The organism is Neisseria mucosa (genome assembly GCF_003044445.1).
Lineage (GTDB): Bacteria > Pseudomonadota > Gammaproteobacteria > Burkholderiales > Neisseriaceae > Neisseria > Neisseria mucosa_A.
Window position 1 is genome coordinate 1 of record NZ_POWX01000021.1, and the last position, 24315, is coordinate 24315.

At 50.1% G+C, this 24315-nt stretch carries 25 protein-coding genes and 2 pseudogenes; 3 read left to right on the forward strand and 24 right to left on the reverse strand.

The features are described 5' to 3' along the window. Nucleotides 1-175: 175 nt before the first annotated feature. From DBY90_RS10595 to DBY90_RS10675, 15 genes and pseudogenes are all read right to left on the reverse strand, one after another. Nucleotides 176-430, reverse strand: a complete 255-nt coding sequence (locus DBY90_RS10595; RefSeq protein WP_049229147.1) for a glutaredoxin family protein — start codon at nucleotides 428-430, stop codon at nucleotides 176-178. A gap of 162 nt (nucleotides 431-592) precedes the next feature. Beyond that, on the reverse strand, nucleotides 593-793 hold the full coding sequence (locus DBY90_RS10600; protein WP_016686532.1) for a (2Fe-2S)-binding protein: 201 nt from the start codon (nucleotides 791-793) through the stop codon (nucleotides 593-595). A gap of 246 nt (nucleotides 794-1039) precedes the next feature. Further along, entirely contained in the window at nucleotides 1040-1915 is an 876-nt protein-coding gene (gene xerD, locus DBY90_RS10605) for a site-specific tyrosine recombinase XerD (RefSeq protein ID WP_070492963.1), read from the reverse strand. A gap of 171 nt (nucleotides 1916-2086) precedes the next feature. Further along, nucleotides 2087-2524, reverse strand: coding sequence for a peroxiredoxin (locus tag DBY90_RS10610; RefSeq protein ID WP_003742666.1), 438 nt, complete (start codon nucleotides 2522-2524; stop codon nucleotides 2087-2089). A gap of 109 nt (nucleotides 2525-2633) precedes the next feature. Continuing rightward, nucleotides 2634-3269 carry a deoxynucleoside kinase gene (locus DBY90_RS10615; protein WP_070492959.1) on the reverse strand — a complete coding sequence of 212 codons (636 nt, stop codon included), beginning with the start codon at nucleotides 3267-3269 and terminating at the stop codon, nucleotides 2634-2636. 221 nt (nucleotides 3270-3490) lie between these two features. Beyond that, nucleotides 3491-3985, reverse strand: a complete 495-nt coding sequence (gene folK, locus DBY90_RS10620) for a 2-amino-4-hydroxy-6-hydroxymethyldihydropteridine diphosphokinase (protein WP_070492956.1) — start codon at nucleotides 3983-3985, stop codon at nucleotides 3491-3493. Between the two features lie 15 nt (nucleotides 3986-4000). After that, a complete protein-coding gene (locus DBY90_RS10625; RefSeq protein WP_049226782.1) occupies nucleotides 4001-4375 on the reverse strand; it encodes a SirB2 family protein in 375 nt (124 codons plus the stop codon). A gap of 52 nt (nucleotides 4376-4427) precedes the next feature. Beyond that, nucleotides 4428-4997 (reverse strand): class I SAM-dependent methyltransferase, encoded by a 570-nt coding sequence (locus tag DBY90_RS10630; RefSeq protein ID WP_070492953.1) that lies wholly within the window; start codon nucleotides 4995-4997, stop codon nucleotides 4428-4430. Nucleotides 4998-5078: 81 nt separating this feature from the next. Continuing rightward, a complete protein-coding gene (gene hfq / locus DBY90_RS10635) occupies nucleotides 5079-5369 on the reverse strand; it encodes an RNA chaperone Hfq (RefSeq protein ID WP_003755341.1) in 291 nt (96 codons plus the stop codon). 367 nt (nucleotides 5370-5736) lie between these two features. Continuing rightward, on the reverse strand, nucleotides 5737-7194 hold the full coding sequence (gene der / locus DBY90_RS10640; protein WP_070492950.1) for a ribosome biogenesis GTPase Der: 1458 nt from the start codon (nucleotides 7192-7194) through the stop codon (nucleotides 5737-5739). A 286-nt stretch (nucleotides 7195-7480) separates the two neighbouring features. Next, nucleotides 7481-8110 (reverse strand): YfgM family protein, encoded by a 630-nt coding sequence (locus DBY90_RS10645; RefSeq protein ID WP_070492947.1) that lies wholly within the window; start codon nucleotides 8108-8110, stop codon nucleotides 7481-7483. After that, nucleotides 8111-9406 (reverse strand): histidine--tRNA ligase, encoded by a 1296-nt coding sequence (hisS, locus tag DBY90_RS10650; protein ID WP_070492944.1) that lies wholly within the window; start codon nucleotides 9404-9406, stop codon nucleotides 8111-8113. Nucleotides 9407-9940: 534 nt separating this feature from the next. Then, a pseudogene (locus tag DBY90_RS10660) lies at nucleotides 9941-10123 on the reverse strand (IS110 family transposase); the annotation flags it as partial. An 11-nt stretch (nucleotides 10124-10134) separates the two neighbouring features. Further along, a complete protein-coding gene (locus DBY90_RS10665) occupies nucleotides 10135-10611 on the reverse strand; it encodes an SMI1/KNR4 family protein (protein WP_070492941.1) in 477 nt (158 codons plus the stop codon). A gap of 448 nt (nucleotides 10612-11059) precedes the next feature. After that, nucleotides 11060-11326 (reverse strand): annotated as a pseudogene (locus DBY90_RS10675) (transposase); the annotation flags it as partial. A 1012-nt stretch (nucleotides 11327-12338) separates the two neighbouring features. Between DBY90_RS10675 and DBY90_RS10680 the strand changes: the two are divergent. Then, entirely contained in the window at nucleotides 12339-13262 is a 924-nt protein-coding gene (locus tag DBY90_RS10680; protein ID WP_070493975.1) for an RluA family pseudouridine synthase, read from the forward strand. Between the two features lie 109 nt (nucleotides 13263-13371). Here DBY90_RS10680 and cls read toward each other — a convergent pair whose 3' ends face one another. The 9 genes from cls to DBY90_RS10725 form a co-directional block, all read right to left on the reverse strand. Next, nucleotides 13372-14865, reverse strand: a complete 1494-nt coding sequence (gene cls, locus DBY90_RS10685) for a cardiolipin synthase (RefSeq protein ID WP_070493973.1) — start codon at nucleotides 14863-14865, stop codon at nucleotides 13372-13374. Between the two features lie 143 nt (nucleotides 14866-15008). Further along, a complete protein-coding gene (hemE, locus tag DBY90_RS10690; RefSeq protein ID WP_070493970.1) occupies nucleotides 15009-16070 on the reverse strand; it encodes a uroporphyrinogen decarboxylase in 1062 nt (353 codons plus the stop codon). Between the two features lie 158 nt (nucleotides 16071-16228). Beyond that, entirely contained in the window at nucleotides 16229-16669 is a 441-nt protein-coding gene (locus DBY90_RS10695; protein WP_070493967.1) for a hypothetical protein, read from the reverse strand. A 32-nt stretch (nucleotides 16670-16701) separates the two neighbouring features. Next, nucleotides 16702-17925, reverse strand: coding sequence for a heme biosynthesis protein HemY (locus DBY90_RS10700; RefSeq protein WP_070493964.1), 1224 nt, complete (start codon nucleotides 17923-17925; stop codon nucleotides 16702-16704). After that, nucleotides 17922-19454 carry a uroporphyrinogen-III C-methyltransferase gene (locus DBY90_RS10705; RefSeq protein WP_070493961.1) on the reverse strand — a complete coding sequence of 511 codons (1533 nt, stop codon included), beginning with the start codon at nucleotides 19452-19454 and terminating at the stop codon, nucleotides 17922-17924. The genes DBY90_RS10700 and DBY90_RS10705 overlap by 4 nt, the downstream gene beginning before the upstream one ends. Then, nucleotides 19441-20172, reverse strand: coding sequence for a uroporphyrinogen-III synthase (locus DBY90_RS10710; RefSeq protein WP_070493957.1), 732 nt, complete (start codon nucleotides 20170-20172; stop codon nucleotides 19441-19443). Before DBY90_RS10710 ends, DBY90_RS10705 begins: the two co-directional genes overlap by 14 nt. Before the next feature lie 272 nt (nucleotides 20173-20444). Beyond that, nucleotides 20445-20741 (reverse strand): chaperone modulator CbpM, encoded by a 297-nt coding sequence (locus DBY90_RS10715; protein WP_019270561.1) that lies wholly within the window; start codon nucleotides 20739-20741, stop codon nucleotides 20445-20447. A 15-nt stretch (nucleotides 20742-20756) separates the two neighbouring features. Next, nucleotides 20757-21716, reverse strand: a complete 960-nt coding sequence (locus tag DBY90_RS10720) for a DnaJ C-terminal domain-containing protein (RefSeq protein ID WP_070493956.1) — start codon at nucleotides 21714-21716, stop codon at nucleotides 20757-20759. Nucleotides 21717-21862: 146 nt separating this feature from the next. Continuing rightward, the gene (locus DBY90_RS10725) at nucleotides 21863-22258 is read right to left on the reverse strand and encodes a hypothetical protein (protein ID WP_049229165.1); all 396 of its coding nucleotides are present in this window, start codon (nucleotides 22256-22258) and stop codon (nucleotides 21863-21865) included. Nucleotides 22259-22472: 214 nt separating this feature from the next. Between DBY90_RS10725 and corA the strand changes: the two genes are divergently transcribed. Together corA and DBY90_RS10735 are read left to right on the forward strand one after the other, a co-directional pair. Then, on the forward strand, nucleotides 22473-23549 hold the full coding sequence (gene corA / locus DBY90_RS10730) for a magnesium/cobalt transporter CorA (protein WP_411713483.1): 1077 nt from the start codon (nucleotides 22473-22475) through the stop codon (nucleotides 23547-23549). A 132-nt stretch (nucleotides 23550-23681) separates the two neighbouring features. Further along, nucleotides 23682-24164, forward strand: coding sequence for an acyl-CoA thioesterase (locus DBY90_RS10735; protein WP_070493953.1), 483 nt, complete (start codon nucleotides 23682-23684; stop codon nucleotides 24162-24164). The last annotated feature ends 151 nt before the right edge of the window (nucleotides 24165-24315 follow it).

Here is a 24315-nt window from a genome sequence, read left to right on the forward strand (position 1 = left end):
TTATGGGGCGTCCGGGGAGGATTAAGGGGGTATTTGGGTAAAATTAGGCGCAATTAGGGGCGAAAACAGCCGAAAACCTGTGTTTGGGTTCCGGCTGTCGGGGGAAGGGCTTTTTTGCAAAGGTCTCGAGCTGTTTTCAATTTTTAGAAACCAACTTATCAAAACAGAAATACTTTCAGCCGTTATACCCATTACATTTTGTTTCCAAGAAGGTTTTCAATTTTTCCTCATCCAAAAACCAATGGCAAATTTCTGTTTGGCCATCAAGCAAAACAGGGACAAGTTCATTATATTTTTCTTCCAAGACAGGATCTTCATCAACATCAAGAATTTCCAGCTCAAAGCCAAATCTTTCTTGATACGGTTTAAGCTGTTCGCGCATTTTGTGGCAGAGGCTGCAATATTCGCGAAACATCAACGTCAGTTTCATAATAGACTCTTTACTGTAAACGGAAATCGAGATTGTAAGGTATAGCCGATTAACTTCAAAACGGCAATTCGGCATATACCGTTTTATTTTAGAGTAGATGTAAAAGGTCGTCTGAAACCAAAAATTTTGGTTTCAGACGACCTTTTTTAATTTTAGATGAAATTAAGACTGAACATTAATGCCGGCGGTAATGGTAGTTTGGGCATTGTTGATATTCAGAAACGAAGCAGCCAATTCGCTGCAACATCCACAGCAAGTAGCTACTCCTAATTGAGCCTGCAAATCGCTCATCGTACTTGCGCCGGCGGCGATGGTTTCTTTGATTTCGTGGTCGGTAATGGCGTTGCAGATGCAGACAAACATAATGTGCTCCGTGTTTTCTTTCGCTCGGTATTGATAGTGTGTTTTATTCTTAAACATGAATATAAATAAAAACTGTTTGCATTGCAAGGTCTACCTCTTGGTTTATCTTGGTAATTTTCTATTGAAATTCATATTTCGATTGATATTTTCCAAAATAACTTATTTTGAATGTTTAATGCCATGTCAACAAAAAAGTCGTCTGAAAACGAGATTTCCGTTTTCAGACGAATTTTTTAATGGAATCGTTTAGTTTCGCGAATGGTGTTCGTCAACGATGTTTTTCAGGCGGATGTTGGCGACGTGGGTGTAGATTTGTGTGGTGTTGATGTTAGCGTGTCCGAGCATGAGTTGTACGGCGCGCAAATCGACGCCGTGATTGACGAGGTGGGTGGCGAAGGCGTGGCGTAGGCCGTGCGGGCTGAGTGAGGTGATGCCGGCGGTTTCGGCGTAGTTTTTGACAATCATCCACGCGAGTTGGCGGGAGATGCCGCTGCGTTTTTGGCTGACGAAGACTTCGTCGCAGATTTTGTTTTTGAGCAACAGCGGGCGCGATTCGGCGCAATAGCGTTCGATCCAGTAAACAGCTTCTTCGCCCATAGGTACGATGCGCAGTTTGTCGCCTTTGCCTATGGTGCGGATGCAGCCGCGATTGAGGTCGAGGTCGCCCAGCTGGAGCTTGACGGCTTCGGTTACGCGCAGACCTGTGGCATACATGACTTCGAGCAGGGCTTTGTCGCGCAGGCCGTGCGGCGTTTCGGTATCGGGCGCGGCAAGCAGTTTTTCGATTTGCGCTTCGGTAATCAGGGTCGGCAGTTTTTGCGTCTGTTTCGGGGCTTTGAGAAAACGGGTCGGGTTGTCCGTCCGACGCTCGGTCTCTTCCAGCCAGGCGTATAGGCGTTTGCAGGCGGACAAGGCACGCGCCTGCGAGCTGTGTTTTTCGTCCGCCGCATAGACGGCGTCCGCCAAATCGGCGGCTTCGGCATCCAGCCAAGTATGCCCGCCCGCTTCCAAGCGCGCGGCGATTTTTTCCAAATCACGGCGGTAGCCTTGCAAGGTGTTGTGGCTGAGACGGTCTTGCAGCCACAGGGATTCGAGCAGTTTGTCTATGAGTTCGTCGGTCATGGGGTTTTACGGGCAGTCCGAAGATGGTGTGTATCGTGGATTTAATATGAATCAGGACAAGCCAACCCTGCCCTGATTGACATCCACTATAAAAGGTCGTCTGAAAATGAAAACCTGCTTGGGCAGAGCCCGCTCTGTTCGTTTTCAGACGACCTTTTGCTGCATTACGGTTTATCGGGACAGCGTTTCCAACACTTCCTGCGCGTGTCCGGCAACTTTGACTTTGCGCCATTCGTGGATGATTTCGCCGTTTGCGTCCAATACGAATGTGCTGCGCTCAATGCCCAAAGACTCTTTGCCGTACAGTTTTTTCAGCTTGATCACGTCAAACATTTTACACACGGTTTCGTCTTTGTCGCTCAACAATTCAAAATTAAAGCCTTGTTTGGCGCAAAAATTCTGATGCGATTTCACGCCGTCGCGCGAGATGCCGACGACGGTATAGCCGAGTTCTTTAAATTGCGGCAAACGGGCGTTGAAATCCAGACCTTCAGTGGTACAGCCGGGCGTGCTGTCTTTGGGGTAGAAATAGACAATCAGCGGCAGATGTTCGGCAGAATCGAAGTCGTTGCCGCTGCTTGAGGGCAAAGTGAATCGGTATTGGGTCATGATGTCTCCTTTCAGACGACCTAAGACGGAAACGCAGAAGCGGGCAAGGAATAAAATGAATCCCCCAACATAGCCGCTTCGGCGTTTCACCACAATCTTGCAAACTGCGTCAGCGTTCTCTCAAATTGAGATAATTGCGCGTTCCTTGCAAATCGTTCAGCGCATTGAGCAACAGTTGGAAATGTTCGTCATTGCCTTGCAAGTCCAACTCGTCGGCATTGACGGTCAGCAGCGGGGAATTTTGATAAAGGTGGAAAAACTGGCTGTATCCCTCGTGTATCCGCCCCAAATAGCCTTCGGGGAAAAGATTGATGATGCCGTCGCCGCGTTTTTGCAGGCGTTTGCGGTTGCCGTCCACAGCGGTTTGCAGGTAGATCACCAAATCGGGCGCGGGATACTGCGGCAGGATTTTTTGTTTCAAATCGGCAAAGAGCTGCTGCTCGTCTTCATTCAACACGACCGGCGTGAAAATCCGGTCTTTTTCCAACAGGAAATCGGCGACCACCATGCCGCCTTGTGCGTATTCGTTTTTGATGATGTCCACGCTTTCGGCGCGGCGCATCAGGAAAAAAAGCTCGGTTGCCAAGCCGTGATGGGAGGCGTTGGCGTAAAACTTCATGAGGAAGGGGTTGTGTTCGGGGTTTTCCGCCAGCGACAGCGCGCTGAAATGTTCTGCAAGGCGGCGGCTCAAGGCGTTTTTCCCGCTGCCGATGGAGCCTTCGACGACAATATAACGGTAGTTCATGGTTTGATTAATGATTTTGTTTTGATATTTTGGAAAGAGGCATTTTATCAGACCGACGGAATTTGCCCAAACCTGCCGCCGTCCTTCTTGAAAGGTCGTCTGAAAAAGGAAACTGCCAAGCCATTTCCCTTTTCAGACGACCTCTTGAACCTAGCTTGCTTCAAATAGAAACTTCGACACGCGATCAAAGCAAACAGGCGTTTTTATTTCACTACCTTGCTTCAAACAGCTTCCAACAGACGTATGCCTTCATCTCCCAAAGCAGCCGCCAAAGCAGCCGCCCGTCCGTGTCCGCCCAAAACAAAATCGGGCAGGATTTCAGCCAGCGGCTTCATCACAAAGCTGCGTTCGTGCGCGCGCGGATGCGGCAGGGTCAGATGCGGGTCGTCGCTGGAGATGCCGTCAAAATCGATGATGTCCAGGTCCAATGTGCGCGGGGCGTTTCGGAACGTGCGTTCCCGCCCGAAATCCGCCTCGATGCGGTTCAACACGGCAAGCAGCGAAACGCCGTCTAATGAAGTGCGGACGGAACAAACGGCGTTGACGAAATCAGGCTGATCGTCGTAGCCGACCGGCGCGGTCACATACAGCGAGGAAGTTTTTTCGATTTGAATCTGCGGATGCGCCTCCAGCGCGGACAAGGCGGCGCAGACCTGGCGGGCGGGTTCGGCAAGGTTGCTGCCCAAGGCGATGACGGCAAAATGGGTTTGCGGCATGTTCAGACGACCTTTTTAAAACGGCAGCGTTTTGGTTTTGGCAAGATAGACGATGCAACCGACGCAAGCCATTGCCAAAACATAAACGGTATAAAACTTCGGCGAACGCGGACGGGCGCGCATCATGACCATGCCCAGCCCGATGTAAACCAGCAGCAGCAGGATTTTGCTGCCGAGCCAGGGCGCGTTGAAGGGCGAAAAGTGGGTAATCTTCATCAGCCACAAGCCGGTAAAGAGCAGCATGGTGTCGTTGAGGTGGGGAAGGGCTTTCCAGATGCCCGCCAAAGGTTTGTCGGGATGCCGCCAAAGCAGGAAGAAGCGGATATTGAACACCAAAATGGTGATGGTGACGAAAATCTGATGGCTGTATTTTACAAACAGATATTGCATAGCGGTCGCACGTTATTGTTTTTGAAAGAAGCGCCTATTCTACCCCAAACATTCATTCTTGACGTAACTTTTCAAACGCCAACAAATACGGCGGGCGGTTGCGGCGGTTGATAAAACCATAACGCAAAACGGCGAATTCATCCTGCGGCAACCGCTGCGCCCAATCTTCGATTGCCTGCGCTTCATGCAGCCCCGCCTCATGCCCCGGATACAGGACGGCAACCGCCACCCCGCCCGTTTTCAGCAGCGATAAGGCGGATGCCAACGCGCGGATACTGGTTGCCGCTTCTGTCGTACAACTTTTATCGCCGCCGGGCAGCCAGCCGAAATTGAATACCGCCGCGTCCAGCGGTTCGCGGATATGGGCGGCAAGGTTTTCATGTCCGTCCAATATCAGCTCCGCCCTATCCGCCATACCCGCTTCTTCCAAGCGCATTCGGGTGTTTGCCAATGCCTGCTCTTGAACGTCAAACGCCCACACTTTCCCGCCGCTGCCGATCGAACGTGCCAGCATCAGCGTATCGTTGCCGTTTCCCGCCGTACCGTCCAAAGCGCGGGCATCGGGTTTTAAGGCTTGTTTGAGAAGCATGTGTGCAAAAGGGAGGATGTTTTCGAGCTGCATAAAATTAAAGGTCGTCTGAAAATAAAAATACCTTACCGGCCAAGCGGTAAGGTATCAGAATCGATTAATGCGTTACATACATTATTCGGCAGGTTGTTGCACGGTCTCAACTTGAACCGGGGCAGCCGCAGCGGCTTGGGGTTTGTTCTCGTGTTGCAGGCTTACGGCACGGGCAGGAACGATCGTTGAGATGGCGTGTTTATAAACCATTTGGGTAACGGAAGTATTACGCAGCAGAACGACGTATTGGTCAAACGACTCGACTTGGCCTTGCAGTTTGATACCGTTGACCAGATAAATCGAAACCGGAACGTGCTCTTTACGCAACGCATTCAAAAAAGGATCTTGTAACATTTGTCCTTTAGCTGTCATATTCTAAGCTCCATTATTATGATTTTGAAATCGTTTTGAAAACGAACATGAGTCGGATTGTAGACCCGAACGAGAAAAATTACCAACTATTTTTCCGTAAGAATATGCAAACCTCTATCAAACGACGGGCTTTCCAACGATTTTTTACCCAAATGCGTTATATAAATCATTTCAATACGAACGATTTTTGCAATTAGGCATAGATTGGCAGATTTGGATTTTCAGACGACCTTGTTTTCGGATAAAACCTTTCCGTTACAAAATCTTACACAAACATCTTCAAAAAAATTTATCTCCAACCGCCCTATTCTCTCTGACTGCAATCTAAAAGGGGCACACTTGCGGTACGCCCCTTGTTCCGTCAGATTTATTTGCTGTGCTGCTTTTTCACGCTGACTTTGGTTTTCTTTTTAAAACGGTTTTTCTCTTCCTTGCGGCCCTCGCGTTTTTCGATGCGGTTGCTCAGGCTGACGCGGCGCAGCGGTTTTTTCTTCGGTTTGTCTTCCGCATTTTCATACGGGTTTTCTGAAACATTGTATTGAATCCGCAGCGGTGTGCCTTGCAGGTTGAAGGCTTTGCGGAACGTCTGGGTCAGGTAACGCGTATAGCTGTCAGAAATCGCGTGCAGCGAATTACCGTGTACCACAATCACGGGCGGGTTCATGCCGCCTTGGTGGGCATAGCGCATTTTCGGGCGCACCAAACCTGCGCGCGGCGGCTGTTGGCGTTCGATGGCACTTTGCAGGACGCGGGTAATTTTCGGCGTCGGCATCTTAATCATGGCGGCGTTGTAGGCTGCCTGAATGCTGTCGAACAATCCGTCGATACCGTGTTCTTTCAATGCGGAAATGAAGTGGAACTTGGCAAAATCGAGGAAATACAGTTTGCGGGAAATGTCGCGTTTGATCTGTTCGCGCCGCTCTTCGCTGATGCCGTCCCATTTATTGACGGCAACCACCAGCGCTCTCCCCGCTTCCAAGGCGAAACCGGCAATCGTGGCATCTTGGTCGGCGATGTCCTGTTGCGCGTCCAACACCAAAACGGCAACATTTGCCGCCTCAACCGCCTGCATGGCTTTGATAACGGAGAACTTTTCCACCGCCTCATCAACTTTGCCACGACGGCGCACGCCTGCGGTATCGATGATGGTAAACGGTTTGCCTTCGCGTTCGAAATCGATGTGGATACTGTCGCGCGTCGTGCCCGCCATATCGAAGGCAATCACGCGCTCTTCGCCGAGAATGGCGTTAACCAGCGTGGATTTGCCGACATTCGGACGGCCGATAACGGCAAAAACAGGATGTTTTACATCGGCTTCTTCGGCTTCAGGTTCAGGGAAGTTTTCTAAAATTTCTTCAATCAGGTAATACACACCGTCGCCGTGTGCGCCTGAAATAACGTGCGGCTCGCCCAATGCCAGCTCGTAAAACTCAGCGGCAAGCACGGCTCTATTGCCGCCCTCGCCTTTGTTTACCGCCAGATAAACGGGGCGCGGGCTTTGGCGCAGGCGGTCGGCGATGATTTTGTCTTGCGGGGTCAGACCGGTGCGGCCGTCCACCAAAAACACGACGGCGTCGGCCTCATCGACAGCCTGCAAAGTCTGCTTCGCCATTTCGTGCAAAATGCCGCTGTCCACGACCGGCTCGAAACCACCGGTATCAATGACGAGATAAGGTTTGCTGCCGATTTTGCCGTGTCCGTAATGGCGGTCGCGGGTCAGGCCGGGCAGGTCGTGTACAAGCGCGTCTTTGGTGCGCGTCAGGCGGTTGAACAAGGTGGATTTGCCGACGTTCGGTCGTCCGACAAGGGCGATGGTAGGTTTCATGATGGGATCTTTCTGTGTCAAGTGTCGGTTCGGAAGCGAACCTGCAACACGAGCAGGTGTTTTTCAAAACACGGTAGGTTAAAAAGGATAAGGGGTCGTCTGAAAATATAGTGGATGAAAATTGCAATGCTACGGCGTTGCCAACGCCCTTATGTACTATCTGCATTGCTGCCTTTTCTCATTTTTATTTTAATCCACTATATAAAGTGGAACACAATTAAAACAGACAAGGCTTGCCGAAAAGATTCCGACAAGCCGCATACGTCTCTCAATTTTTCAGACGACCTTATTTTTGCGAATCCAGCTTCATTTGCAGCAATTCGCGTTCGATAGCGTCTTTAGGCAACTTTTCCAAAGCCTGCTGATAGCTTTGCGCGGCTTCTTTGGTTTTGTTTTGCGCGGCATAAACATCGCCTTTCGCTTCCAACAGCAGCGGCTCGAAATCGGCTTCGACTTTGGTGTTCAAGGCTGCAATCGCGGCATCGTATTTTTTCTGCTGCAACAGGACGATACCCAAACGCTGCGCCGCCAATGCTTGAATCAGCGGGGCTTTTTGGTTTTGCAGCACCCAGTTCAAATGACCTTCAGCCACGTCGTAACGGCGGTCATCATATTCTGTCGCAGCCGCCATCAGCGTTGCTTGCGCGGCGGCGATAGAATCCGAATAGTTTTGCTGAAGATTGGTCAAATCGGCGTTAACTTCGGCTTGCGAGGCTTTTGCCTGCATTTTATCGACGATTTTCGCCAATACCGCAGCAGCTTCCTGATTTTTCGAGGCTTTATGGCTTTTATACATGGTATAGCCCAAATAGCCCAACGCCGCCGCCATCAGCAGGGCAAACAGCCATCGGCCGGTACTTTTCCAAAAGTATTTAAAATTGTCTAACTCTTGTTGTTCTTCGAGATGGGCTGCCATTTATGCGTTCTTCCATTGTTGTAAAGTGTGGATTAAATCGTCGGCGGCGACGGTTTGCTGACCGTGTGCGCCGTTCATGTCTTTGAGCGTAACCGTACCGTTCGCCAATTCGTCTTGCGCGACAATCAGGGCAAAGTGCGCACCGCTGTTGTCGGCTTTTTTCATTTGCGCTTTCAGGCTTTGATAGCCGGAATGCTGCATCACGTTGAAACCTTTTGCGCGTAAGGCTTGCGCGTATTTCATCACTTGCAAATCCGCGCCCTCGCCCTGATGCATGGCGTACACGTCAGGCGCGGCATTGACTTCCAGCGAACCGCATTCGCTAACCAGCAGCAGCAGCCGCTCGATGCCCATTGCAAAACCGATGGACGGAGCGGGCTTGCCGCCGAGTTCTTCAATCAAACCGTCGTAACGTCCGCCACCGCACACCGTTGCCTGCGCGCCGAGTTTGTCGGTCGTCCATTCAAAAACGGTCTGGTTGTAATAATCCAAGCCGCGCACCAATCGCGGATTTTCGACGTATTGGATGCCCAAGCCTTCCAGCATGGCTTTGAAGCGGCTGTAATGATTGCGCGACTCTTCGCCCAAATAATCGGTCAGATGCGGCGCCGCATTGCAGATTTCCTGCAAATCGGGATTTTTGGAATCCAAAACGCGCAACGGATTGGTTTTCAGACGACGTTTGCTGTCTTCGTCCAATTTGTCTTCATAACAGGTCAGATATTCGACCAAAGCCGTACGGTACGCCGCACGTTCTTCGCGGTTGCCCAAGCTGTTGATTTCCAAAGTCAGGTAATCGCGGATACCCAGCTTGTCCCACAAATCCGCCGACATGGCGATGATTTCCGCGTCGATGTCCGGACCTTCAAAACCCAACGCCTCGATGCCGACTTGATGAAACTGGCGGTAGCGTCCTTTTTGCGGACGTTCGCGGCGGAACATCGGACCCATGTACCACAGCTTTTGCGGGCTGTTGTACAACAAATTGTGTTCGACCACCGCGCGCAGGCAGGACGCCGTACCCTCCGGGCGCAGGCTCAGGCTCAAAGAATCGTTGGAATCGGAAAACGTGTACATTTCCTTACCCACCACATCGGTTTCTTCACCGATGGAACGGACAAACAAACCCGTCTGCTCGACAATCGGCGTACGGATTTGCTGATAACCATAAGCACGCGTCCAGCTGCCGACCACATCTTCAAACGCCTGCCAAAACGCAGCGGTCAGTTTGAAATCTTTCTGTTCGACGGGCAAAAGGTCGTTCATGCCTTTGACGGATTGGATTTTTTGTGCCATTTCAAATAGGGATACCGGAATCAAAATAGTCGGCAATTATAGCTGATTTTTAAGGAGTTGTGAGGTTTCGGCGATGAAGGTTTTGAGCAAAAAGGTCGTCTGAAAACCGGCTCAGCGATTTTTCAGACGACCCCGTATATTCAAAGCAGCCGCAATAAGGCAAGGATGGCATTCCTGAGGTCTTTGCAATAATAAGTTGAGACCTTTTTGTATTTTCAGCGCAGGAGTTTTGGAGATGGCGATACGTTGAGCCAACTGTAGCGGGGGTTGTTCTGCCCACGGATTGTTTTTTAGAAAAGCAAAGGTCATCTGAAAGCCTGCGTACAGGTTTCAGACGACCTTTCATATTTTCGCGGGCATAGCCCACGCTACAAATTGAAAATTGCTAGAAATATCGTCCTTTTCGATCGTGTTTCTATTGAGGTAGCGCAGCATGTAACCATGCATTCCGGCCAACCGCGGGCAGCACAAACTTTAAAACCGACGTAGCAACTGTATTTTTCACCCCGTCGGGCAAAAATACCAAAACTCAAATCAAGCCGTTTGGATACCGTTTTCGGCAAAATAATCACGCATCCGGGCATTCAATATCGTCAGCAGTTTGCGCATACATGCCGTAACGGCAACCTTATACGGCTTACCCTTGGACAGCAGGCGTTGATAGAAATCCCGAATAAGCGGTTCAAAACGTGTCGCTACCACGGTTGCCATATACAGTGCCTACGCACTTAATCTGAAAGTTCATATAGCATATCCAAAAAAGCATCAAAACTATCTGCAATATGGCTAGTTACCATTTTCGTATCTCCATTCTCATCTTCATAAAAATCATCATGATGCATCAGAATGATACATGGATTTTCATTGCATTTTCTGTAATCAAAACAGATATAATCGCCATTAGCTGAAATCCCAAAAGCAATCACTTTTTTTGCATACCCATATTCATCATCAATACATGAATAGCTATAAATATCTTCATAGCCTAAATTTTGTTTATACCCTAAAAATGAAATATCCCTTTCATCATTTTCACCGTATTGATTGACAAAATTGAACATATTTTCTTTAGGGTATAAATGATCATGTTTACTAAGAAGTGATACATATGAAACAGGAAAAACGACCCCTACATCTTCGGCGAATTGTTGAATTATTCCTGTTGAAACCAATCCCTCATCTGATGATATTGATAGTTTTCTCATTTTTAGTAACCTTTCTTTAACGATTTTTGACCAGTATGCCTAACAGCTTTATGAATACTAGTATAGTGGATTAAATTTAAATCAGGACAAGGCGACGAAGCCGTAGACAGTACAAATAGTACGGCAAGGCGAGGCAACGCCGTACTGGTTTAAAGTTAATCCACTATAGTAAGCCGTAGCCCGTATTCTCACCAACCACGGGCGGTATAAACTTTAAAACCGACGTAGCGTGATGCGGACGCACACACGCGTTCTTTGCCGTTCACACTATTATTTCAAACTTTCATACGATCTCAAACGTCGTCTGAAAACCGTGAATCCGTTTTCAGACAAGCCGAGACCTTTGCAAAATAGCTCTCTTTTACCTTCTTTTCTCCAACAGTCGAAAATCTGTGCTTGAGTTTCGGTTGTTTTTTGGGAAAAGGGCTATTTTATTTTACAAAGGTCTCAGGTTGAAATCGATGTGGATAACGAGACTGTGTTCGAGTTCGGGATCGGAGAGGCTGTGCCATTGTCCGAGCAGGATAGCTTTGAACATGGACAACAGGGGATAGGCGGGACGGCCGCGGTGGTCTCGAAGGTAACGGGTTCTTTGACGATTCAGGTACTGTTCGATCGGTTGCCAATCAATCACTTGATCCAACTTCAACAGTGGGAAGCGGTCGATGTGTTTGGCAATCATGGCTTGTGCGGTTTGCCGGAAAAAAGTGCTCATGAGAAATCCCCTAAATGTCTTGGTGGGAATTTAGGGGAATTTAGGGGATTTTGGGGAATTTTGCAAAGGCCTCAACATATATCATCTTGACTGCCGTGTATCTCACCATTTCACATAATGAACAAATATGTGAACATTAATAAAAAAGATAACAAAATAATAGATGAACTCACACCAACTATTTTTACAAGCAAATTTTATATATAATTTGCGTAAAATAATATTAAATGCAATCATCAAAGAAAATGTTATGTACAAATTTGACATTTCTCATCACTATTCAAATTGGAGTCAGCGGTGGCTTTCTTGATGGAGAAGATGCGGATAAATATGATGGCGCATATCCACCGGCAAGCTTCTCCTATAACTCCGCCAACAAATGATTTGATAAAGCCGGATTTTTAGCGTCCTAAACACAATATAATTAATCCCTAATTGATATTTGATAGACTCTTATCCTTGACTTTATTTCAAGCATACCATTTGTAATACAGCTTTTCTTCCATAAATAATCGACATTACCGTACAACCCTGCGTTTTCGCTTATGCCATAACGTAATCCCACCATACCCAAACCCATATTCCGATTATCATCTCATAGTTCAGTTGGAATGGAAATAAAACTTGCTGAGCCTTTCTGGATATAGATAATAGAAGATAATTCCGAATGCCGACTTTCACTATTTACATAACTGACAGCGGCTTATAATTTGCCCCTTTCCCTATCACTCTGCAATGACTCCTAATTTGAAGGAAGTTCGGCTATAGCAACAGACGGTACAAACGAAAAATTGGGATGAAAATATTTTTAATGTCTTTCTCTATTTCTCATCATATTTTTCAAAAATTAATTTATCAAATATTTATTGTCAACAATTTTTTGTAAATTTTTCAAAATAAACAATGACAAAACGCTAAATTAAAAGCTTAAATCCATTTAGACAGTTGAGTTTATCAAAAACAGAACCATTCAATCATTTTCAGACAATTTTTTCTATAAGCAATCCGCCACATGAAAAAACGCTCCAATCCCCTCCCTCTTTTAAACGGTGTAAAGCCCAGCTATTTGGTGCTGCCGCATGAAAAAGAGTTCTACGGCCTGCCGCTCCTGCATTTTCTCTGCACACGCTTTCCTTTTATCGGTGAAGAAAATTGGCGCAGGCGGCTGAACAGCGGCTTCGTGGTGGATGCGGACGGGGTGCCGCTTAACGAGCATACGGTGTTTGAAGCCGGCAAGACGATGTTTTATTACCGTGAAACCAGCAGAGACAGCGAACCGCGGATTCCTTTTGAAGAGAAGATTCTGTTTGTCGATGAACATCTTATCGTGGTTGATAAACCGCATTTTCTGCCCGTCATCCCCAGCGGGCGTTTTTTGCGTGAAACGCTGCTGACCCGCCTGCGCCTGCGGCCGGAATTACAGCATTTGAATGTAGCGGACATTACGCCGATTCACCGCTTGGATAAGGATACGGCAGGGGTCATGCTGCTGTCGCACAATCCTGCCACGCGCCGCGATTATCAAACCATGTTTCAAAATAAAACTGTCTGTAAAACTTATGAAGCAATCGCACCGACGCGGACGGATTTAGCTTATCCGCTAAACATTTCTTCACGCATGGTGCGCGGGGAAAAATTTTTTACGACACTTGAAGTGGAAGGTGAGCCGAACGCGCACACAACAGTCGAGCTTATCGAAAACCGCGGCGCGTTCAGCCTCTACCGCCTCACGCCGCATACGGGGAAAAAACACCAACTGCGCGTGCATATGATGAGCCTGGGCATGCCGCTGATGAACGATGCGCTTTATCCCGTTCCGTCTGCGGCAGGTGATGAGGATTATGGGAAACCTTTAAAACTTTTGGCAAAACGAATTGAGTTTACCGATCCTGTCAGCGGACAGGCACGGATGTTTGAAAGCGGTTTTGAGTTGTAGCGATAGGGTTGTTTTTGATAAAGGTCGTCTGAAAGCTGGTTTTCAGACGACCTTTATTATTGGATTTCCTCGGTGAAATGACGATACGGCTGCTTTCCATTTTTATCTGCTACAAAAGCGGACTGACTAAGCGGACAGTGTTTTCTATCAGCCCGCGGAATTTGGAGCGTTGCTGCCATGCTTTGACGGTGATGTAGCTGCTATTTTTGAGGTAGTCGCGTTGCAGGTTGCAGATTTGTTTGGTGATGTCGCGGTCGTAGATGGCGAGGCTGATTTCGAGGTTGAGGAAGAAGCTGCGCATGTCCATGTTGACCGTGCCGAAGAGGGCGTAGTCTTCGTCTATGGTCATGGTTTTGGCGTGTAGAAGTCCGCCTTCGAACATGGCGATTTTGACGCCTGCGTCCAGCAGCATGGGGTAGTAGGCGCGGGAGGCGTAACGCACCATGAGGGAATCGACTTTGGCGGGCAGAATCAGGGTAACTTTGACGCCGCGTTTGGCGGCGATGGTCAATGCCATCAGGAGGGGTTCGTCGGGGACGAAATAGGGGGTGGTGATGGTGATTTGTTTGGTGGCGGCGTAAATCGCGCTGATGATGGTTTCGTAAATGACGTGGCTGCCTTGTTCGGGGGCGGAGGGGATGACTTGGGCGACGATGTCGCCCTGCTGCATTTTTTCGGGAAGGATTTCGGGAATGCGCTCTTGCGCCTGCGTCAGATATTGCTGTACGCCTTCGAGGTTTTCGTCGGTTTCGACGGCGAGGTCGGCAAAGAAGACGGCGGAGAGTTCGAGTACCATCGGGCCGGTGCAGCGCATCATGACGTCCACCCATTCGCCGACGCCTGAATCTTTTTTGAAGAAGCGGGGATCGACGAGGTTGAAGCTGCCGGTGTAACCGATTTTGCTGTCGATGACGAGGATTTTGCGGTGGTTGCGCAGGTCGGTGCGGGTGAAGAAGGTGCGCCAGACGCCGACGGGCAATGAGGCGTGGACTTCTATGCCGGCTTCGCGCAGGGTTTCTACCCAGCCGCTGTCGAAAAAGCGGCTGCTGCCGACGGCGTCGGCGAGGATGGCGCAGTCCAAACCTCTGTCGGCGGCGGCGAGGAGTTCGTTTAACAGTTCTTCTATCCTGCCTTCGGGTTCGATGATGTAGAAGGCGAGCATGCAGGAATGGCGGGCGGCGCGGATGTCGGCAAGCATGGTGTCGATGATTTCATCGGTGGTGGACAGCAGCGTCATGGCGTTGTTGCGCGTCGCGCCCAGTCCCGTTCCTTTGGCGGCGACTCTGCTAATGCCGTGATAACGGGATTTGACGTTGTCACCGACGCCGAGGTAGATCTCGGAGAGGTAGCTTTCGGCGAAACTTTGATAGAAGCGGTTCATCTCGCCTGTGCGCTTTGCCCGCGCTGTGCCGAGTCGGGGTTCGCCGATAAGCAGGTAGGCGATGGTGCCGAAGACGGGGAATAGGAAGAGGATAATCAGCCAGGCGAAGGTGGAGCCGATGTTTTTTTGTTTGTACAACACACGCAAGACGCAGCCGAGCGCGGCGCAGGTGTGGGCGAAAATGAAGATTTCTGTCCAGGTGATGTCTTTTAGAAAAGTCATGTTCGATAGGAAATGGGATGACGGGAGCGGATGTATTTTGAATCTGACTGGTTTGAGGCGATAAGGTTCAGATGATGAGTATATACAAAGGTCGTCTGAAAATGAGTATAGCGATTTTTCAGACGACCTTTTTCCGCGCTCAATCAGGCGCGATATTGGCGCGACAGTTCGTGTACGGTATCCACTAAGATTTTGGCGTGTTCGGGGTCAGCGTGTTGGTTGATGCCGTGTCCGAGGTTGAAGACATGACCGCTACCGTGTCCGAAGTTGGCAAGGATGCGCGCGACTTCAGTGCGGATGGATTCGGGCGTGCCAAAGAGGGCAAACGGGTCGAAGTTGCCTTGCAGGGCGACTTGGTTGCCGACGCGGCGGCGTGCTTCGCCGATGTTGCACGTCCAGTCCAAGCCCAGGGCGTCTGCGCCGATTTCCGCCATGCTTTCCAGCCACAGCCCGCCGCCTTTGGCAAACACGATGACGGGAACGCGTCTGCCTTCGCTTTCGCGTTTCAATCCGGCAACGATTTGGCGGATGTATTTGAGGCTGAATTCTTTAAACGCAGCATCGCTCAGGACGCCGCCCCAAGTATCGAAAATCTGTACAGCCTGGGCGCCCGCGTCGATTTGGGCGTTGAGGTAGGCGGTAACGGCTTGGGCGTTGGTGTCGAGGATTTTGTGCAGCAAATCGGGGCGCGAGTACATCATGGTTTTGATGGTGCGGAATTCTTTGCTGCTGCCGCCTTCGACCATATAGCAGGCGAGCGTGAACGGGCTGCCGGAGAAGCCGATGAGCGGTACGCGACCGTCCAATGCTTTGCGGATGGAAGTTACTGCGTCGAAAACGTATTGCAGTTTTTCCATATCGGGAACTTGCAGCTTGGCGATGTCGGATTCGTGTTGCAAGGCGCGTTCGAATTTCGGGCCTTCGCCTTCGGCAAAGTACAGTCCCAAGCCCATTGCGTCGGGGACGGTCAGAATGTCGGAGAACAAAATCGCCGCGTCCAAATCGAAGCGTTCTAAAGGTTGGATGGTGACTTCGGTCGCCAATTCGGTGTTTTTACACAAATCGAGGAAGCTGCCCGCTTTCGCGCGTGTGGCTTTGTATTCGGGCAGATAACGCCCCGCCTGACGCATCATCCAAATCGGCGTGTATTCGACGGGCTGTTTGAGCAGGGCGCGGAGGAAAGTGTCGTTTTTCAAAGAGGTCATGTGGGGCTTTCGGTTTGTTTGTAAAACAGGGAAGGAAAACGGTTTTCAGACGACCTTTGCGGCGGTTTCCGCAATGAAAGGTCGTCTGAAAGGGGGGGGGAGACGAACATATTTATCTAGGGACAATCATCAGTAGATGATTAAACGGCAGCAGCCTTTTACGAGGTCTGTATAGCGCGTTTATCTTCGATATGGATAACGTTGAGTTCTTCAGCATCACAATCGCGATTAGAACGCCCTTCGATACCGATTTTGAAATCTTCATCCAATCCTTCTTCTTTTAGGACCAGGGTAGAAATTTCGGGATGATGGCATGAAACGGCATATCCATCGCCACTGTCTAAAGTGATGATGTCAAAATCTGCAGATGGTGTTCCTATTTGAACTCTGCCCCATTTGCTTAATATCTCTTTAGCCTGTTTTGCCAGATCTTTTTCTGGCTCAAGTAAAATGACGCAAGTTCCATTTTCAAAGAGCACCCAAGATTTTTCATCTCCCTTAATGCTCTTTTTCCAAACATCAATCAACCTTTGATTATAAGCAGGCGTTCCAATTTCAAATGTTTCTTTCTTTGACTTAAAGGAATCTGAAAGTCCCATCAAATTCTCCCAGATAAAGATGTTTCTCAAACTTAGCTATGCTGCTCCAACGCGGCGTGGCGCTCTTCTTCGGAGACGGCTTCCAAAACCAATTTCCGCTGTTCCTGAGCTTTTTGCGGTTGTCCGGTTTCGTCGAGTACGCGCGCGAGCATGAGGCGGGCGGCGATGCTCGGTTGTAGGGCGATGCTGGCTTCGAGGTAACTTTGTGCCTTACCCCATAGGTTGCGGCCGTAGGCAAGCTGTCCGAGGTACATCAAGAGCGGCGCGTCGTCAGGTTTGTCTTTCAGCCAAGAATCGGCAAGGTCTATGGCTTTTTGCTGACCGCGTTCGTTGAAGAAGCGGACGCTTTCGACAAAGGCTTCCAAAAGTTCGGGACGGCGGTTTTGTGGATAATAGTGGCGTACCCACTTGACGGCTTCGGTATAGAGTCCGAGACGCTCGTATTTTTCAGCAATGGCGACACACAATTCGTCCGCTTTGAGTGCTTCGGGAATGCGTTTCAGACAGGCTTTCAGACGAGCTGCGTCTGATGCTTCCGCCAACAGGCGGCGGTATGCCCAGCTTTGGTATTGCTCCGCTTCAAAATCGTTTATCGCGCCGGCTTTCATCAGTTTTTCGGATTTCGCCAGCACATCTTCCGCATCGCCGTGGTCAAAGGCATAACGCAGTTGCAGGCGGGCGAGGCGGGACAGGTTGGGATGGATGCGCGCGGCGGCGTTCAGATTTTCGAGAGCGGTCGGATAATCGCGACGGCTGAGTGCGGATTCTGCCAACAACAGATAGCGGGAAAGCTGCTGTTTGTTCGGCAGTTTTTCGATATCTTTCAGGTAGTGGTCGCGCAGTTCGAAGTTTTCCATTTGGTCGGCGGCGTGTGCGCCCAACATCAGCGCGAGATTGCGGTTGTCGCCGGCTTCTTTGTTTTCCAATACTTTGGCGGCTTCTTGCTCGGCTTTTTCAAAACGGCCTTCGAAAAACGCCAAACCTGCGCTGTTTAAGGCAACGGCTGCCTGACGACCTTTGCGCGCCGTGCCGAAACGCTGCATACGGGCGGGGATGTTCATCAGGCCGACGATGAATTTGATCAGGAAATACAGGGCAACGACAAAAAGGACCAACCCTAAGACAAAGGCGTGCAGGTTGACCCGCATCATGACTTGTCCGACGACGATATAGACATTACCCGTGTAAACACCGGAAGTCAGGACGATACCGACTGCGGCTGCGAATAAAACGACAATCCAGACGACAGCTTTCATGCGCGGCCTCCTTTGGTCTCAACATCGGCGGCAGGACGGCTTTGTTTTTCAGGAGCCGCTTTCTTTTCCGGCTCGGAAATGTTTTGCGGCTTAGTCTTGGAAGGCAGCGCCGGAGCTTCTAAAGGTTTCGCTTCTGTTTGGGCGGCAGGGGCGGGTTTCTGCGCAGGAGCGGGTCTTGCTTTGGCAGGATGGGGAGCCTTCGGTGCAGAAGCGGTTTTCGGTGCAGAAGCAGTTTCGCCTGCGGGTACGGTAGTTTGAGGAGTGGCAGCTTCCGAAGCAGCGGCAGGCAGAGGCGCGGACGCGGCGGAAGTTACAGGCTCAGGCAGCGCGATCGGAGCGCGTGTGCCGTCTTGATAAGCGCGGACTGCGCTGAGGCTGGCTTTCAAGCTGTCGTCTGAAATCATGCGCACTTCCAGCGCCTTCAATTCTGACAATTCTTTCAACCATGCCTGCGTCGCGGGCGATTTGCCGTCAAAGTATTGTCTGACCGCCGCTTCGACGTAGTTCAAATCGCTTTGATAAACCTCGCCGTTGTGCTGCAACAATGCGGTACGCGCGTCCAAAAGGCGCAGGCGCAGGTTTTCGCGGACGAAATACGCCTGTTCGGGCGAAAGCAGCATCGCGTCTTTATTGTCGAGTCGGCGGACTTCCACCAGCCCTTTCAGTGCAACCAAAGATTTGTCCCAAGCATTTTGCCACCAAGAGCCTGAAGATGCGCCGTTGCTTTGCGCCTGCTCGCCCGGCTGCAATACGCCGTCCAACACCAGCGGCAGACCGGAAACGGCGGTTTCCAAGCGGTCGAGGCGCAACGCCGTGCCAGAAATATCGACATAAGGACGGTTTTTCAATGCCGCCAAATCATGGCTGACGGCTTGTTTGATGGACAGCAGTTCGGGTTGGTCGAAACGGCTCAGGCGGCCGTCGATGTGTTCCAACACCGCCGCTGCGCCTTGTACATTGCCTGACAGCAGCAGTTGCTGAGAAGCAAGGTTTAACATGGTTTCCGCTTCGTCAACCAGCCAGTTGACGCGTCCTTTGGTCAGCTCTTGATACGCTTTTTGCGTCAATAGGATTTGTTCGTTGTTTGCCATTTGCGCTTTGCCCAAGCGGTCGATTTCGGCTTGGATGGCGGTTTGGCGGTTTAAATGGTCTTTCAGGAGTAAAGCGTTTTCAGATTCGCCCAAGGCGGCTTTATCGAGCTTTTGGTTAAACGAAAGCTCTTGGTTTTTCAAGACGTTCTGTCCTTGTACAAACAAAAAGCCGCTTGCGCCCAAACCCAGCAGCGCCAGCACCAGCGCGCCTACTGCCAGCCCTCTGCCGCCGGATTGTTTGATGATGACGGGGGCGGGTTGGTTTTGGGGAAGATTTTTAGATTCAGACATGTGTGTTCCTGCGTATTCGGAGGTTTTAGGCTGCTTGGCCTTTTTCGGAGCCGCTGTTTCAGACGACTCCGCGTTGCCTTGACTGTCGACGATAATCGGTCGACCGGCTTCGTTTGCTTCGGATGGATTGTCTTCAGACCGGCTCATCGGTTTGCTCCTTAGGAAGTAATGAAAGTGCCGCTTTCAGAGAAGCGACGACTCGTATGTGGCGCGCACCCGCCTCGCGAAGCGCGTCGGCTATGCGCGGATGATGGGTGAAGTATAACAAGGATTCGAAGAATCGGGAAAACTGCGGCGGAACCTGAGCAAACAGCCCGCGTACCAGTTCGCCCGAAGCGATAAAGGCGGTATCAATGGATTCGGCATCAAAATCCTGCCAATTCAATTCATTAGGTCGTCTGAAATATACTTCTGCGATTTCGACCGCAAAGCCTTTTTTCTTTAAGGACTCCGCCAAAAAATCGCGCCCGCCGCGTCCGCGCACAATCAATACGCGCGCGCCTTGCGGCAGCATATCCCAAACCGGCAGCCGCAACACCGCCTCGCTGTCGTTGCCTTCTTGCGGCACAGACACATTTTTCGCGCCGCAACGCCGCAAAGCGCGACCGCTTGCCCGTCCGACCGCAATCAGAGCCTTCAGGTCGTCTGAAAAATCCACATACGGCGCAGCGGTTTCAACTGCCGTCGGACTGACCCAAAACACCGCATCCGCACGGGAAAACTGTTCTTTCAAACCGCGCAACGCCGTTTCATCCGGCTCAATTTCAACCGGACTCAACACCCGCGCGCTCCACCCCGCCCGCGAACAGGTGTGCACATCATCTCCCGCACGCGCGGACGGACGGACAATCAGCATGACAGGCATTTCAGACGACCTCTTCAAATAAGGTTAAACCCAAGTTGTACAAAAAATATGGGAAAAAGTAAATATAAAAGCGCAATGCCGACGCAGGCGGGAATCCATCAAATAAACAGACAGTACAACATCGATGCTGATCGTATTAGAAGTTTCCAAATAAAACCCAAGCTATAGGTTGATTTATCTCAAACCAAACCCTTGTTATCCGGCCATACTTAAAAGGTCGTCTGAAAACCTGTTTCGTTTTCAGATGACCTTTCTTCACACATAACAACGCCCTATTGTCCTTCCTCTTCCAGCAACACCGACGGCCGCTGTGCTTTCCTCAGCTCTTCCACTTCATCTAAAAGCCGCATAATCAAGCCCAACGCCGGGATGCCGGCCTCAAAATCACGGCTCAGACGCTGTGCGCGGCGGATGCGTGCAAGGTGGAAACCGCTGAACGTAGTTTGTTCGGGCTTGCCACCTATGCTGATGATGTCTTCCTCGATGAGTTCCAACAGCCAATCGCGGCGGCAATGGCTGACAGCAATGATTTCTTCAAAAGTCAATGTAATGTCGGTGGATTGCGTCATGGTTTATCCTTTCTCTCATGCGTGTTTCGCAGCGAAATGCTCTGCCAGTTTCTCCCATGCGGCACGGTCGGCTTCACTTTCTGCAACAGGGACATTGATGCGGATATTCAAGTATAGGTCTCCCGCCTCTTTTGCCGGAATGCCCTTGCCTTTAAGGCGGATGGTTTTGCCGCTCTGAGTGTTGGCGGGCAGATTGACCTGTAAGCGGCCGGATGCGGTAGGAACGATGATTTTGCCGCCCAATACCGCTTCCCACGGTTTGACGTCTATCGTCTGATATACGTCTTTTCTGTTTTTGACGTATAAGTCCGGCCGGTCGTGGAACTTGATTTTCAAGTACAAATCCCCGTTCGCTCCACCATTGCTGCCCGGCAACCCCTGCCCTGCCAAACGGATTTGCTGGCCTTCGGCGATGCCTTTGGGAATTTTGACGTTGAGGGTTTTGCTTTGGTAAACCATACGGCCGTATTCGTCCAAAGTCGGCACATTCAAAGTCAGACTGCGCTCCGCACCGGTATAGGCTGCATAAATATCAATGCTCAATTCGGCGTGTTGATCCTCTCCCTTGACGGGACCGCGCGGCTGCTCGGGTCGGGAGCCGGCGTGGCGGAACGATGAAAACAAGTCTTCGAAATTAAAGTCGCCCGCGCCGAACGGCTCCCCTTCCCGGTACTCATAACGGAAACTTCCGCCGTCGAAACCTTTGCCAAACGGGTTCCCGCCTTGCCCGAACGGATTGCCCCCTGCGTTGCGCCCATAAGGGTTTGCCAGCATTTCATCATACTCGGCACGCTTTTCCTTGTCGGAAAGCGTCTCGTAAGCACGGTTGATTTCCGCCGTACGCTCAACGGCATCCGGCTCTTTGCTCACATCGGGATGGTATTTGCGCACCAGCTTACGGTAGGCTTTTTTAATAGCGGCTTCATCCGCATCTTTAGCGACGCCCAATATTTCATAATAATTTTTTTCTGCCATGTTATTCCTTTGATTAATAATATCCAAAATTTTTATTGGATTTATAGTTAAGGGCAATCACTATAAAATCAAGTCGGACGGAAATAAAAAACGCCGTTTCGGCAAACGGCGTTTTTAAAGATTGATTTGATGCTTGACCACCTGAATTATTGGACATTACGCGATCTTTTCCATTTCAATGCATATCCGGCAACGACAGGCAGCAAAGCCAGAAAAGATTTGAAAATCCAGTTTGCGTACCAAGGTTTTGCAACCACAATCGCCGTCGCTTCAGAATTCGGCACAATAATATCTTTGACGGCAAGCCAATCCAACATCGGCCACCAGCAAGCAACAAGACATCCTAAAAAAACAGGCCAAATCGTGCGCTCCCAGCCCTTTTGCCAAAAGCGGAAACATACCGCCGCCCAAATCAAAGTCAGCCCGGTGATCAACATCACCGTATAAGCATCCGCCCCACAAAATGCGGCCAGAAAATACGTCAAAACCACCCATAAAACAGCCAGCACCAAAACAATGATTTCTTCAGGACGTTTAAACATTTTTACAGCTCCAAAATCTTTTCCTACAAAGGAAACAACCGTGTAACAACAAGCGACACTATACCCGAAACGACATGCTTTGAATATGCGCCGCCTTTGAATTTTCAGACGACCTTGGTACCTGCCCTACTCTGTTACAATGCTAATCATTTAAAACCAAGGTCGTCTGAAAAAACATTCTGTTTTCAGACGACCTTCAGACATACCTTCAATCATGATGAACACACCACCCGCTCCCGAGACAATACCCGCAGAAATCACGCAAGACCAAACCGTCCCGCGCAGCAATACCGACAACGCGCCGCGTTCCGCCATCCACCAGACGCTTTATTCCGCCGATACGTTTGCCCAACACGATTATCTCGCGGGCAAAAAACTGCCCGACATCGCCCGTCCGCAAGCGGGGCAGACCAACTGGCTGCACTTTGTCGGCATCAACAACGCCGCGCTGCTCAAACACACGCTCGAACCTTACGGCATCCACGAGCTGGTCATCGAAGACATCCTCAGCCGCAAACAACGCCCCAAAATCGAAGACTATGGCAATTATCTGTTTATCGCCGCGCAGGTTTACCACTATACTGCCGCCGGCAAACTGAATTCCGACCAGGTGTATCTGATTATCGGCAAGGATTTTGTGTTGTCGTTCCAGCAAAAACCGCTGGGCCTGTTCAGCCAGTTGCGCCGCCAAATGAGCGAAAACCTGCGCGGCATCCTCGGTAAAAACACCGCCTTCCTCGCCTATTGCCTGCTCGACCGCATCGTGGACGACTATTTCATCGTCTTGGAAGAGTACAACAACCGCGTCGAAGCTATAGACAAATCTTTGTTTAAAAACGAAAACAGCGACATTCTCGGCAAAATCCACCGTCTCAAGCGCGACGCCGTCCGCCTGCGCCGAACGCTCTTGCCCTTGCGCGATGTGTTCTATCAGCTTGCCGTGCGCGGCGATTTCGCCATTTTCAAAGGCGAGTCCACCGTCTATCTGCGCGACGTGTACGACCACAACATGCAGCTTCTCGAATCGCTCGACGCCTCCCGCGACATGGTGTTGAGCATGATGGACATCTACCTTTCCTTTCAGTCCAACCGCATGAACCAGCAAATGCGCGTCCTGACCGTCATCACCATCATCTTCATGCCGCTGACCGTCATCACCGGCATCTACGGCATGAACTTCGACAACATGCCCGAGCTGCATTGGCATTACGGCTATTTTATGGTTTTAGGTTTGATGTTGTGCATCATCGTCGGGCTGCTGATTTTCTTCTCGCGTAGGAAATGGTTATAAAGCCATAAAAAATTCCAATTGCCGTATATTCATATATTAAATACACTCATTATTAAGGTCGTCTGAAACTATTCAAAACAATCACAGACCGCCCGTTTTAACACAAACATTTATTTCAAAAAGAGGAACATCATGGAACAAGCCCGCCAACTCCCTTCACACGAACTCATCATGTCCGAGCTGATGATGCCGGATACCGCCAATTTCAGTGGCAACGTCCACGGCGGCGAACTTTTGCGCCTGCTCGACCAAGTCGCCTATTCCTGCGCCAGCCGTTACAGCGGTAATTATTGCGTTACCCTGTCTGTCGATAAAGTCTTGTTTAAAGAGCCGATACACGTCGGTGATTTGGTAACTTTTTACTCCAGCGTAAACTACACGGGCAGAACTTCCATGGAAATCGGCATACGCGTCGAAGCGCAAAACATCCGCACCGGTGAAGTGCGCCATACCAATAGCTGCTACTTCACCATGGTCGCGGTTGAAGACGGCAAACCCGTTCCCGTTCCACCGCTGGAAATTACTACCGAGCGTCAACGCTGCCGTTACGAAAAAGCTAAAAAACGCAAAGCTTTGAGCCTTCAGACATCGGATGAGACTTCTTGCGGATGCTGAAAACAGACCGATATAGTGGATTAACTTTAAACCAGTACGGCGTTGCCTCGCCTTAGCTCAAAGAGAACGATTCTCTAAGGTGCCGAAGCACCAAGTGAATCGGTTCCGTACTATCTGTACTGTCTGCGGCTTCGTCGCCTTGTCCTGATTT